Annotated in this window: 14 protein-coding genes; 8 read left to right on the forward strand and 6 right to left on the reverse strand. The window is 63.9% G+C overall.

Features of this window, described 5'->3' with window-relative positions; all coding sequences use genetic code 11:
- The first annotated feature begins 102 nt into the window (after window positions 1-102).
- Window positions 103-639 carry an RNA 2',3'-cyclic phosphodiesterase gene (gene thpR / locus OVA12_RS01045; protein ID WP_268133782.1) on the forward strand — a complete coding sequence of 179 codons (537 nt, stop codon included), beginning with the start codon at window positions 103-105 and terminating at the stop codon, window positions 637-639.
- Window positions 640-699: 60 nt separating this feature from the next.
- Entirely contained in the window at window positions 700-1152 is a 453-nt protein-coding gene (locus OVA12_RS01050; protein ID WP_268133783.1) for a translation initiation factor IF-3, read from the forward strand.
- A gap of 15 nt (window positions 1153-1167) precedes the next feature.
- On the opposite strand, the gene OVA12_RS01055 is transcribed toward OVA12_RS01050, so the two are convergent.
- Both OVA12_RS01055 and OVA12_RS01060 read right to left on the reverse strand, forming a co-directional pair.
- The gene (locus tag OVA12_RS01055) at window positions 1168-1557 is read right to left on the reverse strand and encodes a YkvA family protein (RefSeq protein ID WP_268133784.1); all 390 of its coding nucleotides are present in this window, start codon (window positions 1555-1557) and stop codon (window positions 1168-1170) included.
- Between the two features lie 123 nt (window positions 1558-1680).
- Entirely contained in the window at window positions 1681-2259 is a 579-nt protein-coding gene (locus tag OVA12_RS01060; protein ID WP_268133785.1) for an NAD(P)H-dependent oxidoreductase, read from the reverse strand.
- A 135-nt stretch (window positions 2260-2394) separates the two neighbouring features.
- On the opposite strand from OVA12_RS01060, the gene OVA12_RS01065 reads away from it, so the two are divergent.
- A complete protein-coding gene (locus OVA12_RS01065) occupies window positions 2395-3000 on the forward strand; it encodes a TetR/AcrR family transcriptional regulator (RefSeq protein ID WP_268133786.1) in 606 nt (201 codons plus the stop codon).
- A gap of 81 nt (window positions 3001-3081) precedes the next feature.
- On the opposite strand, the gene OVA12_RS01070 is transcribed toward OVA12_RS01065, so the two are convergent.
- Window positions 3082-4779, reverse strand: coding sequence for an acyl-CoA dehydrogenase family protein (locus OVA12_RS01070; RefSeq protein ID WP_268133787.1), 1698 nt, complete (start codon window positions 4777-4779; stop codon window positions 3082-3084).
- 180 nt (window positions 4780-4959) lie between these two features.
- Here OVA12_RS01070 and OVA12_RS01075 point away from each other — a divergent pair, with 180 nt between their 5' ends.
- Window positions 4960-5853: a YihY/virulence factor BrkB family protein gene (locus tag OVA12_RS01075; protein WP_268133788.1), complete on the forward strand. Its 894-nt coding sequence runs from the start codon at window positions 4960-4962 to the stop codon at window positions 5851-5853.
- Here OVA12_RS01075 and OVA12_RS01080 read toward each other — a convergent pair.
- Entirely contained in the window at window positions 5807-6706 is a 900-nt protein-coding gene (locus OVA12_RS01080; RefSeq protein WP_268133789.1) for a DMT family transporter, read from the reverse strand. The two genes, OVA12_RS01075 and OVA12_RS01080, sit on opposite strands and share 47 nt — an antisense overlap.
- A 214-nt stretch (window positions 6707-6920) precedes the next feature.
- Here OVA12_RS01080 and OVA12_RS01085 point away from each other — a divergent pair, with 214 nt between their 5' ends.
- Window positions 6921-8900, forward strand: coding sequence for a methyl-accepting chemotaxis protein (locus tag OVA12_RS01085; RefSeq protein WP_268133790.1), 1980 nt, complete (start codon window positions 6921-6923; stop codon window positions 8898-8900).
- Between the two features lie 320 nt (window positions 8901-9220).
- A complete protein-coding gene (locus OVA12_RS01090; RefSeq protein WP_268133791.1) occupies window positions 9221-10411 on the forward strand; it encodes an NAD(P)/FAD-dependent oxidoreductase in 1191 nt (396 codons plus the stop codon).
- Between the two features lie 4 nt (window positions 10412-10415).
- Here the strand turns inward: OVA12_RS01090 and OVA12_RS01095 are convergent, their stop codons facing one another.
- Entirely contained in the window at window positions 10416-11429 is a 1014-nt protein-coding gene (locus OVA12_RS01095) for a hypothetical protein (RefSeq protein ID WP_268133792.1), read from the reverse strand.
- Between the two features lie 11 nt (window positions 11430-11440).
- Complete coding sequence (locus OVA12_RS01100; protein WP_268133793.1) at window positions 11441-12241, reverse strand: alpha/beta fold hydrolase; 801 nt, start codon at window positions 12239-12241, stop codon at window positions 11441-11443.
- Window positions 12242-12449: 208 nt separating this feature from the next.
- Here OVA12_RS01100 and OVA12_RS01105 point away from each other — a divergent pair, with 208 nt between their 5' ends.
- On the forward strand, window positions 12450-13370 hold the full coding sequence (locus OVA12_RS01105) for a sugar kinase (RefSeq protein WP_268133794.1): 921 nt from the start codon (window positions 12450-12452) through the stop codon (window positions 13368-13370).
- Window positions 13371-13540: 170 nt separating this feature from the next.
- Complete coding sequence (locus OVA12_RS01110) at window positions 13541-14164, forward strand: L,D-transpeptidase (protein WP_268133795.1); 624 nt, start codon at window positions 13541-13543, stop codon at window positions 14162-14164.
- The last annotated feature ends 3 nt before the right edge of the window (window positions 14165-14167 follow it).

The raw sequence follows: 14167 nt of genomic DNA on the forward strand, positions 1-14167 counted from the left end.
ACTGCAAAGTCTGAGTGATCTCAAGGCATTGCGATTTTTGTTGCGCACTGCGGCAAGATGCGGGCTGAATGTTCCCGTCAGCGACAGCGGAGGATCCGCCCGATGCCGCGCTTGTTTACGGGTCTCGAAATACCCGCCCAGACGGGCATGTACCTGTCGATGCTCCGCGGTGGCCTCAAAGGCAGCCGCTGGATCGATCCTGAAAACTATCACATCACCCTGCGCTTCATCGGCGACATCGACGACCGGACGGCAGACGAAGTCGCCGATGCGTTGTCGCGTGTGCGGCGCGAGCCCATCGAGATCCGTCTCAGCGGGCTGGGGTCTTTCGGCAACGGCAAGCCGCATGCGGTCTGGGCGAGGGTGCAGCCGACGCCGCAACTGGCCGAGCTGCAAGCCGAGCAGGAGCGCATCCTGCAGCGGCTGGGGCTTGCTCCGGAGCGGCGCAAATACATGCCCCACGTCACGATCGCGCGCTGCAAGACCGCCAGCAATGAGGAGGTCGCGCGCTGGCTGATGGAGCGGGGCGACTTCCAGGCCCCTGCCTTCAAGGCTGGCCGGTTCGTGCTGTATTCCTCCCGCGCCAGCATCGGCGGCGGACCTTATCTGGTCGAGGAAGCCTTTCCGCTTGCGGCCTGAGGGGCTAGACGGTGGTCTGCAAAGCGGCGCAAGGTCCGGCTTGAAACAGGAAGCAGTGGAATGGTCAGCGGTGCAGGTCTTGCTCTCCAGGCGGTTCGGATTGTCCTGGGGTTCATTTTCGGGCTCATGGGGGCGGGTGTGTTCCTCGCCTGGGGCTTTTTCCAGAGCCTGTCGGAGACGGCCGAGCCGGGCATTGCCGGGGCTGTGGTCGCCACCGGTGTCGTCTCGGCCGCGCTCATCGGTGCGCTGGCTTTCGTTCCGGCCGCGCTGGCCATCGTGCTGGCGGAGGCCTTTCGCTGGCGCAGCCTGTTCTACCATGTGGCCGTGGGCGGACTGATCGCCTTCGCGCTGTGGGGGCTCGGCGACATCGGGCCGATCCCGGATGATGCGTCTGGCGGCTCAAGCCTGCGGCCCGGCACAACGGTTGCGCTCGCCTCCGGTTTTGTTGCCGGGGCGATCTACTGGCTGGTCGCAGGCCGGTCGTCGGGCACCTGGCGGCGCAGCGACGCCTGAGCCGGTCTCAATCCTTCAGAGCGTGTCCTTGTCGCGCAACGCTGCGCGCGCCGCTTCCTTGTGCTCCGGACGCATGTGCGTGCCGATCATCGCAAGGGCGGCCATCAAGACGGTTGCGTCGTCGCCGAAGCCGATGCCAAGCAGAAAGTCAGGCACCATGTCGACAGGCAGCACGAAATAGGCGAGTGCCGCCAGCGTGGTTGCGCGCACCTTGGTCGGCGTTGCCGGGTCCATGGCACAATAGTAACCGGCGATGACATCCTCGAGGAACGGCACCTGACGCGCAGCCTTGCGGGCCGTCGCCAGCAGCCGCTGCCGCAGGCTACGGATCTTGTTCTCGTCGGAGCCAAGCTCCGGTCCAAGGATCTCGGGATCAAAACCGAGGTCGTTTACGCGTGAACTCACGATGGCACCTCCTGCCTGGCCAGCATGTCCGGGACTTCACCCGTCCTGCGCCCGATTGCCGGCTCTTGTGACCTGCATATCTTGCCAGACATATGGGAAGCTGTCGTGACGCCTGCAACGGCGTCAGGCCGTCCCGCCGAGCTTTCGGGCCTTGTCGAGCCAGGACTGGCGCTTTTGCGGCGATGACCCACGCACAGGCGCAAAGCTGCGGAACGTCACCGGGCTGAAGCCGCAAAACCCCAGGATCTGGCTCTTCATCGCCCGATAGCCGCCGGCGCGATAGATCAGGTACAGCCACCAGACCGGCGTGTCCGCCGCAACCAGAACTTCGGCGCTGCGCCCTTTCAGAAGCTGTGCCGGAAAGGGGCTGGTTTCGAGGTACTTGAAGGCGAAACCGGGCAGAAAGGCCCGGTCAAACAGGCCTTTCAGCTTCGCAGGCATCATCCCCCACCACAGGGGATGGGCAAGGACGAAGTGATTGCACCAGGTCACTGCTTCCTGAAAGGCGACAAGGTCGGGCTCCAGCGGCTGGATCGTGTGGTAGCCCTCAGCCAGGTTCGGGTCGAACTGCATCCTGGAGAGGTCAAGGACGCGGACCTCATGGCCCTTTGTTCTGGCTCCCTCGGCATAGGCCTCTGCCAGCGCCGCCGTGAAGCTGGCCGTGCCGGGATGTCCGATGAGGATGAAGATCCGCTTTGCCACCTGTCGCTCCCTTGCCCGCAGGTGTCATGCCTGCCATTTATTGACCATGGTCAATTTATTTAGATGATATTCTGACCGCGGTCAATGAATGATCTGGCCAGACTTTTTGTACCCAAGCGAACTGGCAGGACAGGCATGGCAGGACGGCCGCAGCAGCGCACACTCGAAACACGCCGGCGGATCCTCGAGGCGACACAGGCGCTGCTCGCGGAACAGGGTTTCGAGGCGACCAGCGTCGAGACCATCGCCATGCGTGCGGGCGTTGCCAAGGCTACGGTTTTTGCCCACTTTGATGACAAGACCAGCCTGCTGATCGCTCTTCGCCTGAACCAGCTGGAAGAACTGTCTGTTGGTCTGCGACAGATGGTCGATGCGCTGGCCGCTGATCCTTTGCGCAAGGATGCCCTCGGGGAGGTGCAGGCATTGCTCGCCCCCTGGCTTGCGCTCTACCGCGAAGACCCGGATTTCGCGCGGCTGTTCCTGATCCAGTCGACGCTGAAGGATGGCCTGCACACGCGGCAGTTCATCGAGGCCTGTTCGGGTATGGAGGCGGAAGTCAGCCGGGCACTCTCCATTCTGGCAGCGCGGGGCGCTCTGCGGCCAGAAACAGAGGTCGCCTTGCTGACCCAGGGTGTGATGGCCTTCTATTACCACGTCATCGTCGGGTTCAACCTGTGCCACATTCCCGATGAAGCGCAGCAGACCGCGCTGATGCAAGGCCTGCTGGCGCGCCTCCTCTGACAGGGCAACGGCTGTAAAAATGCCGCCGCAGGGTGTCCTGCGGCGGCCGAAGGTGCGCTTGGCGCGGGGTAAGGGGACGCCTCAGTCGAGGGCGCGGGTTTCGAGCAGGCGGCGGGCGATGACCTGGGCCTGGATTTCCGCTGCGCCCTCGAAGATGTTGAGGATGCGGGCGTCGCACAGCACGCGGCTGATCTGGTACTCCAGCGCAAAGCCGTTGCCGCCGTGGATCTGCAGTGCGTTGTCTGCGGCTGCCCAGGCGACGCGGGCACCCAGCAGCTTGGCCATGCCGGCTTCGAGGTCACAGCGCCGCCCAGAATCCTTTTCCCAGGCGGAGAAGTAAGTCAGCTGGCGGGCAATCATCAGCTCGGCCGTGATCAGCGCCAGCTTGTCCGAGACGCGCGGGAAATTGATCAGGGCCTTGCCGAACTGGATACGTTCCTCGGCATAGCGCAGGCCAAGATCGAGGGCGGCCTGCGCGACACCCAAGGCACGGGCCGCCGTCTGGATGCGGGCACCCTCGAAGGTCTGCATCAGCTGCTTGAAGCCCTGGCCGGTTTCGCCGCCGAGCAGGTTTTCCGCCTTCACCTCGAAGCCGTCGAAGGCGATCTCGTATTCCTTCATGCCGCGATAGCCGAGCACCTCGATCTCGCCGCCGGACATGCCCTCGGCCGGGAACGGGTCCTCGTCGGTGCCGCGCGGCTTTTCCGCGATGAACATCGACAGGCCCTTGTAGCCCGCCTCGTCCGGGTTGGTGCGGGCCAGCAGGGTCATGATGTCTGCGCGCACCGGATGGGTGATCCAGGTCTTGTTGCCGGAGACCTTCCAGACGTCCCCCTCCTTCACCGCGCGGGTGCGCAGGGAGGCGAGGTCCGATCCGGTGTTGGGCTCGGTGAAGACGGCCGTCGGCAGGATCTCGCCGGAGGCGATCAGCGGCAGCCACTTCTGCTTCTGCTCTTCCGTGCCGCCGCACAGGATCAGTTCGCCTGCAATCTCGGAGCGGGTGCCGAGGGAGCCGACGCCAATATAGGCGCGCGACAGCTCTTCGGAGACGACGCACATGCTCTCCTTGCCGAGGCCGAGCCCGCCGTATTCCTCCGGGATCGTCAGGCCGAAGACGCCGAGTTCCGCCATCTGGGCGACGACGTCCAGCGGGATATAGTCATTCTTCAGGTGCCATTCATGAGCGAAAGGCGTCACCTTGTCTTCGGCGAAGCGGCGCATTTCGCCGCGGATCTGTTCCAGCGTCTCGTCGAGGCCACAGTCGCCGAAGGTCGAGCGGCCGGCCTGTTGCCGGATCAGTTCGGCAAGGCGGGCGCGAATGGCTGGCGTGTTGCCGTCGCGGATGAGCTGTTCAACCGCCGGAACCCGGGCCGCCGCAATTTCAGCTTCGTCGAGCCCGAGGTCTGACAGGCGGACGAACTCGCCCTGGTTCATCGGCACGCCGCCAAAAAGCTGGGCCAGATACTCGGCAAAGCCCAACCGGACGATCAGCTCCTCGATCTCGCCGTAACGGCCCTCAGTGGAAAGGCGCGCTGCATAGGCGTCGAGCTGGCGCAGGGCCTCACCATAGGTGGCAACCCAGGCAAGGCCGTGGGTCGCCCGCTGCTCGCTATCCATCAGCTCTGACGAAATCCGGCCATTGCTGCTGACCTTGCCGCGGACATGCCGGGTGGCGTTGTCCACCAGCGTGCTGATCGCGCTCACGGCCTCCGCCGTCAGGGCGGTCAGGTTGTCCGAGGCGCTGGCCTTGATCCCGGCGAGGTTCAGGGCTGCCGTCATGGTTTGTCCCTTTGCATTTGTTGTTTGTTGCGTCGCAATTCGGCAAGCATGTTGCGTTGCACATTACGCTTTGTCGAGGGCTCTGGATGTAAGCCTTTCGGCTGACGGGCCGAACGCGGCAAAGTCCGGGCGGTTTCAGGGTTGACGCCGCCGTCTGCAACGGGCGACACACGAGGCATGATGTCGATGCCAGGACTGTACGGCCCATTGCGCGAGGCTCTGCGTGTGCTTGCAGATGCCTTCGGGCATTTCAATACCGATGATGGCTGGGCGATGGCGAGCCATGTTGCCCTGTCGACATTGCTTGCGCTGTTTCCGTTCCTGATCTTCATCGCTGCTCTGGCTGGCTTCCTCGGCCTCGGCGATGCGGCGCAGGAAGTCTCTGCGCTGATTTTTGACGCCTGGCCAGATGCGGTTGCTGCCCCTGTCGCAGGTGAGATCAACAAGGTGCTGACTGTTCCGCGCGGCGACCTGCTGACCTTTGGTGTAATTGCCGCGCTCTGGTTTGCTTCGAACGGCGTGAGTGCCGTCCGGGTTGCGCTGAACCGGGCCTATCGGGTGACGGAGACGCGCAATTTCCTGCTGTTGCGGCTGCAGGCGCTGGTCGTCGTGGTCCTGGGGTCGGTTGCCTTGATCGCGTTCACGCTGCTGATCGTTCTGGCGCCGCTGGTCATCGCGGCCACCTTGCGCTTTGCCCCGGCGCTGGCGCCGCTGTTCGACGAGTTTCACCTGACCCGCTACGTCGTTGCGGGCGTGCTCAGCATTGCCGGGCTGCTGATCGTGCATGTGGTCCTGCCGGCAGGCCGCAGGAGCCTGGTCGACATTCTGCCCGGCGTCCTTCTGACACTGGTGCTCTGGATCGGTTCAGGTGCCGTCTTCGGCTACTATCTGGCGAGCTACGCGAATTATGTCTCGACCTATGCCGGGCTCGCGGGCGTCATGACAGCCCTAGTGTTCCTTTACATGATTGCTCTTGCGCTGCTCGCTGGCGGCGAACTGAACGCCTCGCTTCTGCGGGCACGCAGGATCAGACAGCGTCGGCTGGCGGAACGGCTGCCGGTTTCCGGCGAATAAGCAGGATCGCCGCAACCACGAGGCCCATGCCGGCTATCTGGATCAGCGCCAGCCGCTCCCCGAAGAGGAAGTAGCTCTCGATCGTGGTTGCCACCGGTACGAGATAGAACAGCGAAGCGACCTCTGCGACTGCCCCGGCGCGGATCAGGTACATCAGCAGCAGGATCGCGCCGATCGACAGGACCAGCACCAGCCAGGCAATGGCGAAGATGAACTGGGCGCTCCACTCGATGCTCCAGCTTTCGCCAAGCGTGAAAGGCAGGGAGACGACCAGTGCACCAACATACTGCCAGACCGTTGCCGGCACGTGATCCGTCACCGGCACGAACCGTTTCTGGTAAACAGTGCCGAGACTCATGGCGAGAACGGCCGCTGCCATGGCGCCGATTGTGGCCAGTGTGATGCCTGACCCATCCAGGCCGAGCTTGGGCCCCAGGATCAGAACGAGGCCTATCGATCCAACCCCCATTCCCGCCCAATGGCGTGGCCCGATGCGTTCGCGCAACAGCCAGCCGGCGGCAAGTGCGGTGAGGACCGGCTGCAATCCGACCATCAGCGCGCTGGCCCCTGCCGGCATGCCGCGATCGATCGCCCAGAAGACTCCGCCGAGATAAATCCCATGCACAAGCATGCCCGTTACAATGCAATGCCCGATGGCGGCAGGATTGGAGGGCCAACGCGTTCGTGCAGCCACTGCAATCAGAAGAAGGAATGGAAGAACAGCAATGTATCTGAGTGACAAAAATACAAATGGATCGGCGTAAGGAGCGCCAAGTTTGGAGCCAATGAAGCCCGTAGACCAAAGCAAAACAAACAGACCTGGCGCAATTGTTGCAAGAATTGGTTTGCTCACGGGCGGGTTCGCTCGTTCTTGCCTGAGTTGTAGCCAAACTGAATAGAATTTGGGCGTTTCAGGTCTTTAAATTGACGTAGCGTGTTGATCCGGTGTTAACCGGTCTCGCGCCATGGTCGGGGACATGTGAACGCTTGCCGAAAACGGCAGGCCAGTAGGGTTTCGCCCAATGAGCAACGCTTTGCAATCCCATTCGTCGCCGGCTGGAGCTGGCTTGCTGGCCGGGATGACGGTTCGTTTCCGGATCATTGTCCTCAGTCTGATCTCGACCCTCGGCCTTATCGCTGTTGCAACCGTGTTCTGGTGGAGCCAGTCCAGCGTCGATGCGGCCTTCAGGGCATCGGAAGCCAATGCTGCACTGGCGCGCGAAACCTATCAGTTGATGCAGTCAGCAGATAATCTCAGACTGTCGGAGAAAGCGTATCTCGTTGCGCCGTCAGACCAGTCCCACGCCGCGCTGCTCGAAGGTCACGCGGAAACAGTCAGGTTGCTTCAAGCACTGCAGCAGAATGCAGCCGCCCAGGCCCTGTCTGCGCAGACAGCCGATATTGCCGACACACTGGATGGCATCGTCGGATCCTTCAATGAGCTGCATGCCGTGCAGAAGGCAATCGGTTTCGATCCGACCTCCGGGCTGCGGGGCCAACTCGGCGAACTGTCAGGCAAAGCCAAGGGGCGCATTGACGACGAGCTGAAATTCGGTGGTGCTTCCGACTTCGAGAAGCTCGCGCGGACCGTGATGGACGTTCAGCTCGCGGAGAGCCGCTTTACCCAGTCGGGCGGAAGCGCAGAGACACTGGCGGCTTTCACCAAGTCCTATGCCGTATTCCAGAAGCTGATCGGGCGTGTCTACATCCCGAACGAAATCAAGGCCGAGATCGAAACCAGCATGACGGCCTACAAGGCCGCCTTTGACCAGTATGCCGGCTCGCTCGAGACCCGCGCAGCGAAGATCGGGCTCACCGACGACCTGTTCACATTGTTGCCGCCACACATCGATGCCCTGCTTGATGCGGCGCGTGCAGGTGATCTTGCCGCGCAAAGCGAGCTGGCAGACATCCGCTCGGTGTCGTCCAAGGTGGTTTATGGCGTGATCGGGGGGCTGGTTGTGGTTCTGTCCGCTCTTGCCATCATGATCGGCCGCTCCATCGCGGGTCCGCTGGCCAAGCTGCAGGGCTCGATGGAAGTGCTTGCGGCCGGCAAGACCGACATTGATCTTCCGGCGTCCAGCGGACGAGACGAGATTTCGGCAATGGTCCGGACCGTGCGCGTGTTCCGCGACAACGCGGCCGAACGAAACCGTCTTGCAGCCGAGCAGGCGCGCGAGAACGAGGGACGCGACGCCCGGGTTGCACGGCTTGAGGCGATCATCTCGAGCTTCGAAGCGGCGGTGCAACGGTCGCTCGATAGCCTTGATCGGGCTTCGGCCGATCTTGGCAACGCTTCGGGCGCGGTGGAAAACGCCTCCGACGAGGTTGCGACCCTTGCTGATGAAGCCGGACGCATCGTGCGCGTGGCGGCCGAGAACGTGACATCGGCGGCCGGTGCAACTGAGGAACTGGCCAGCTCGATCACGGAAATCGCGTCGCAGGCCGGACGGTCGACCCAGGTTGCCAAGCGTGCCGTTGCCGGCGCGGACAGCACCTTCTCGACGATGCAGGAGCTGTCGAGCGCAGCTGACCGCATCGGCGCGGTGATGAGCCTCATCCGCGACATCGCCAACCAGACCAACCTGCTGGCGCTCAACGCCACCATCGAAGCCGCCCGCGCGGGTGAGTCCGGCAAGGGCTTTGCCGTCGTCGCGGCGGAGGTGAAGCAGCTCGCCGACCAGACGGCAAAGGCAACCGAGGATATCGCCAAGCAGGTCGAGGCGATCCAGAGCGCATCTGCCGGCGCGGTCTCGGCGATCTCCGAAGTGCGCGACATCATCGCCGACATGGATGGTCTTGCCTCGGCTGTTGCCCAGGCGGTCGAGCAGCAGGAGCGCGCGGTTGCAGGCATCTCCCGCAACGTGGCAGATGCGTCGCATCGCTCGGACGAAGGTGCCGGCCGCATGGACTCCGTGGTCGCGGCGACGGGCCATGCCCGCGCGACCGGTGACGAAGTGGATCGGCTGTCGAAAGTCCTGTCCGAACAGGCGAGCCTGCTGCGCCGTGAGGTGCGCGGGTTCCTGGAGGGCGTCCGCGCGGCGTGAGGCCGCCGGACTTTTCAGCATTGCGTCGCTTTATGAATGCAGACCGGCGCGCGACCAACCGTCGCGCGCCGTTTTCTTGTCTGTTGCTCGTGCCGCTGCAGCGTCAGACTGCAGACCTTATCATTGGCTGGCGCATCTTCGACTTTGCCATGCGCTCAAGGCTCCGCTATCCCTTTGCGGCTTCGAATGTCGAATTTCTACCAAGGCGCTGAGATGCTGACGCATCACGCCTTGAAAATGCTCAAATGCCGCACGGGCTTGACCAACTCTCGGTGAGTCAGGCTCATCGAGAGTTGGTCTTACCCATGACAGGAGTGGTCATGCAGGACAGCATTGTTATCGTCGGGGCCGGTCAGGCTGGCGCCCAGGTTGCCCAGTCGCTGCGGCAGGGTGGCTTCACCGGTTCGATCCGCCTGATCGGAGAGGAAATTCATCCGCCGTATCAACGCCCGCCGCTGTCCAAGAAGTTTCTGGCCGGTGAAACGGACGCAGAAGGCCTTTGGCTGCGGCCTTCAGCCTTTTACGAAACACAGTCAGTTGATCTCCTCACCGGGAGCGAGGTCGCTGCAATCGATAGGGACGCACACGTTGTCGTCCTGGCTAGTGGTGAGCGGGTTTCCTACGGCAAGCTGGTGCTGGCGACGGGCACGCGGGCGCGCCGCATTCCCGTGCCTGGAGCCGATCTCGCCGGTGTCTTGACGCTCCGGTCCATCGCTGATGTGGACCGGATCCGGGATGCGCTTGGCCTGCATGATCGCCTGGCGGTGATCGGCGCCGGTTACATCGGCCTCGAGGTCGCAGCCGTTGCGCGGGCCATGGGCAAGACGGTCACTGTGATCGAGGCGCAGGACCGTGTGCTGAAACGTGTTGTCTCCCCGGCCATCTCTGCCTTCTACGAATCCCTGCATCGCGGCAAGGGCGTCGAGCTGCGTCTCGGCACCGGCCTGTCGGCAATCGAGGGCGTGAATGGTCAGGTGTCCGGCGTGCGGCTGGCTGATGACAGTCTGGTGCCGGCCGGTCTTGTGCTGATGGCCGTCGGCGCGGAGCCAAATGACGCGCTGGCCGAAGCGGCCGGACTTGAAACCGACAACGGCATCCTCGTTGATGGCGGCGGGCAGACGAGCGATCCGGACATCTATGCCGCCGGCGACTGCACCCGCTTTTTCTTGCCGCGCTATGACCGCTCGGTGCGGCTGGAGAGCGTGCAGAACGCCATCGACCAGGCCAAGGTCGTCGCCCAGTCGATCCTGGGCCAGGAGGTGGACTATGATCCGCTGCCGTGGTTCTGGTCCGACCAGTACCACGTCAAGCTGCAGATCGCCGGCTTGTCGGAAGGCTATGACGAGGTCGTCACCGTGGGCGAACCGGCCGAGGACAAGTTCTACGTCGCCTACCTGCGGCAGGGCCGGCTGATTGCCGTCGACAGCATCAACTCGCCCCGCTCGCACATGATGGCCCGCAAGGCGATCGGCGAGCCCTGGCGCGCCGATCTTCTGCCCGCCGCAGCCTGACGGCTCACGGCGTGCCGTAGAGCGACTTGAACCGGGCCTCGACCGCCGGGGCCCGGTCATAGTGATGGATCACGGCGAAGCGCTCGCCGGCGCGAGTCAGGACCACGCCGTCCTCAAAGCGCGGCAGCGTCGCTGGATCGGCAAAGGCGCCGGGGCTTTTTGACGGTTCCATCAGCGTGCAGGCGTGCAGGGTCCACGGCTGCTGCCAGTCGGTCAGCAGCGTAATCCGGCCGAAGGCGCCGAAGGACAGGAGCTGGTTGAAGGCGATCTGGTCGCCGATGCGCTTGCTCTGGTCGAAGTAGTAGTTCGCCAGCATCAGCTCCAGCATGGCCTCGAACCGGCCGGCGAAGAAGCCGCAGCAGATCACCGGCTTTCCCGCGACGCGGCGCAACGCGTGCTTGCCGAAGGCCTTGATCGTCATGCGGTGGTTCCACGGGTCCGCATGGGTGATGCCTTCCACGGAGGCAATCAGGTCCTTGTCCGCCGGCAGGTTGGCGGCGATCCAGTCGAACGGGTTGCCCTGAAACGCCACGTCGCGCGCGTCGGAGAAGGCAAGGAAACGGAACGTCTCGCCGGTGCGTTCTGCGTGATCGCGCAGGAGCTCGCTCGAGTGGAAGAAGCGGCGGTCGTGGATCTTGTCGCGGAAGCGCAGGATGCGGCGCGTCCAGGTCCAGCGGCTGTCGACCCTGAGCTTGCGGCCGTCGAGATGATCGGCGAGTTCCTCGTCGAGCTGGCTGTAACGGTAGCGCGTGCCATCCTGGCGATAGGTGAAGACGACGGCGCCCTGCGCTTCCATCCAGCGCACCAGCTCGGCCTCCACGTCATAGGCGACGACGAAAACCCGCCCGGTGAACCCGGTCGCTTTCAGCGAGTTGAACCAGACCGCCATGTCGGCCGGCCGGTAGCCGGAGACGGCCGTGACGATGGCATCGAGCGGGCAGTCGGAGCGGATCGGTTCGACCGGGGTGCTGTGCCAGCCCGGAACGGTGGGCACGGGCAGGGCGGATTGGTTGCTCATCGTCAATGCCCCTATCGCGCCGCGCTGGCTTCGAGAATGAGCCGGATCACCGCTTGCGGGTTTTCCAGATGCGGCATGTGGCCCATATCGTCGAACAGGTGGCAGGCGACGGTGCCCGGCAGATCGCCAGCCTGATGCACCGGCAGCACGCGGTCCTGCCGGCCCCAGATGAGCTTCACCGGCATGCCCAGATCGGCAAGTGCCGCCTTCTCGATGGTCTTTTGGCCATCGCCATCAAGGATTTCCTCGACGATGGTGGTCAGGGCCTCGACGGCTCCCGGCTTCTGGCGCAGCTCTGCCGCATGGCGGGCGAACAGGCGCGGCATGCGGAAGCCAAAGCCGAAGAACTGCTCCAGCAGGGGTTCCAGTTCTGCCTCGCTGTCGGTCCGGGCGTAGCGGCGCAGCAGCTTGTAATTGATCTCGCGGCCAAAGCCGCCCGGTGCCAGCAGCGTCAGGCTCGCCACACTTTCCGGCGCGCGCATGGCGACCAGCGCGGCCACTGCGCCGCCCATGGAGTGCCCGACCAGATGCACGGGGGCGAGGTTCATTGCCTCCAGCGACTGCACCACGGCCTTGGCGGAAACGCCGGCATTGCCGATCCGTGGCCAGGCGAGCGCCTTGCCGTGACCGGGCAGATCGAAAGCGATGGTGCGCCGGCGCGGTGACAGCCCGGTCTGGATGTTCAGCCAGGTCTGGTGATCACCTCCGAAGCCATGCAGCAGAACGATGGGTGCCCCTGACCCGTCACCCTGCTCGTGATGGGGCAGATGGGCATTGGCTGCAGGAACGAGAGGCGTGGCAGGGCTGGACATGGCGGGGTCCTTGTCGCATTCATGTGGTGACACTGATAGCTGCCGCGCCACGCAAAGAAAAGCCACGGCGACTTACGCAAGCTGTGCGTCCTGCCCGGCAAAAGGACGGATGGACAGCGGGGTCGGACTGGACTAAATCGATTTAAATGGCTGTGTCTGGCCATTCCGGCTGTGAGCCGTGTTGTCCTGTCATGATCTGGAACCTCAAATGACCGCTGCGATCGATCTCGTCTGCCTTGGCGAGCCCATGGTGGAACTCAACCAGCACCAGGCTGGTGGCCCCTACCACCCCGGTTTCGGTGGCGACGTGTCGAACACCGCGGTCGCGGCTGCCCGGCAAGGCCTCAAGGTTGCCATGGCCACGGCGCTCGGGGCTGACGTGTTCGGCGACAGCCTGCGCGGTCTCTGGACGGCGGAAGGCATCGATCATTCGGCCGTGCCAGCGGATCCGGACGCGCCAACCGGGCTCTATTTCGTCACCCATGGCCCTGCCGGCCATACGTTTTCCTACCGCCGCGCCGGCTCGGCGGCGAGCCGGATGAGCCCGCGCAACCTGCCGCTGGATCTCATCTCCAGCGCGAAGGTCCTGCATTTCTCGGCGATCAGCCAGGCGATCTCGCCGTCAGCCTGTGATGCCACGTTTGCAGCCGTCGAGGCCGCGCGTGCGGCTGGCCGGCTTGTTTCCTATGACACCAACCTGCGTCTCGCGCTGTGGCCACTGGCGCGGGCCCGCGCCGTCATCCGCGCCACCATCGGTCTCAGCGACATCATCCTGCCCGGCCTCGATGATGCGCAGAAACTGTGTGAGGCGCAGGATGCGGACGGGATCGTTGACGAACTGCTGGGTCTTGGCGCGAGGATCGTTGCCCTGACCATGGGCAGCGACGGCGTTCTGGTGGCAACTGGCGAGCGCCGGGAGCGGATCGCCTCCCACAAGGTGAAGGCAGTTGATGCGACCGGAGCAGGTGATGCCTTCGACGGCGCATTCCTGGCTGAGTACCTCATGACGGGCGATGCCTTCGCCGCAGCCCGTCACGCCAATGCGGCAGCGGCCTTGTCGGTCACGGGCTACGGCGCTGTTGCCCCGCTTCCCTCTCGCGCTGATGTCGCGCGGTTCCTGCAGTCTTGAGGTGGTCACAAGAGGGTTATCTGCCGGGCAGTTGACGAAGCGTAACGGTTTGTTCACCATAAAACCCGAGAAAAGATAGGCAGATCAGGCCACCGTACAATCAGCACGGTGGCCATTAATCTGTCTTCCGGGTCATCCGGTTTTGGACAAACAATTTGCGAGCACGTTTCATGCGGCTGCGACTTCGCCTTTCTCTTCTTGCGCTCTGCGCGAGCCTTGCCGTGCCCCCGCTGGCCTCGGCCCCCGCTCTCGCCTTCGACGACAACAAGTTCTACGATCCGCTGACCCGTGAATGGGTCGAGCTGAAGATGACGCCGGAAGTTGCCGGCAAGATTGCCCGGCGCAAGTTCAAGCGGAAGGTGGTCGATTTCAATGGCAGCGAAGCTCCCGGTACGATCATCGTCGATACCGAAGACCGCTTCCTCTATCACGTGCTCGATGACGGCACCGCCATGCGCTATGGCATCGGCGTCGGCCGCGACGGCTTCACCTGGCGCGGCGAGCAGAAGGTGACCCGCAAGGCGGAATGGCCAGGCTGGACGCCGCCGCCGGAAATGATCGTGCGGGAACGCAAGAAGGGCCGCAACCTGCCGGCCTTCATGCCGGGCGGCCCGAAAAACCCGATGGGTGCGCGCGCGCTCTATCTCGGCAACACTGTCTATCGCATCCACGGGACCAACGAGGACTGGAGCATCGGCCAGGCCGTCTCTTCCGGCTGCTTCCGCATGTGGAACGAGGACGTCGAACACCTGTACAGTCAGGTGCCGGTTGGCGCGAAGGTCGTCATCCGCTGAGCA

Origin of the sequence: Pannonibacter sp. SL95, from assembly GCF_026672425.1 — a bacterium.
In the GTDB taxonomy this organism is placed as follows: domain Bacteria; phylum Pseudomonadota; class Alphaproteobacteria; order Rhizobiales; family Stappiaceae; genus Pannonibacter.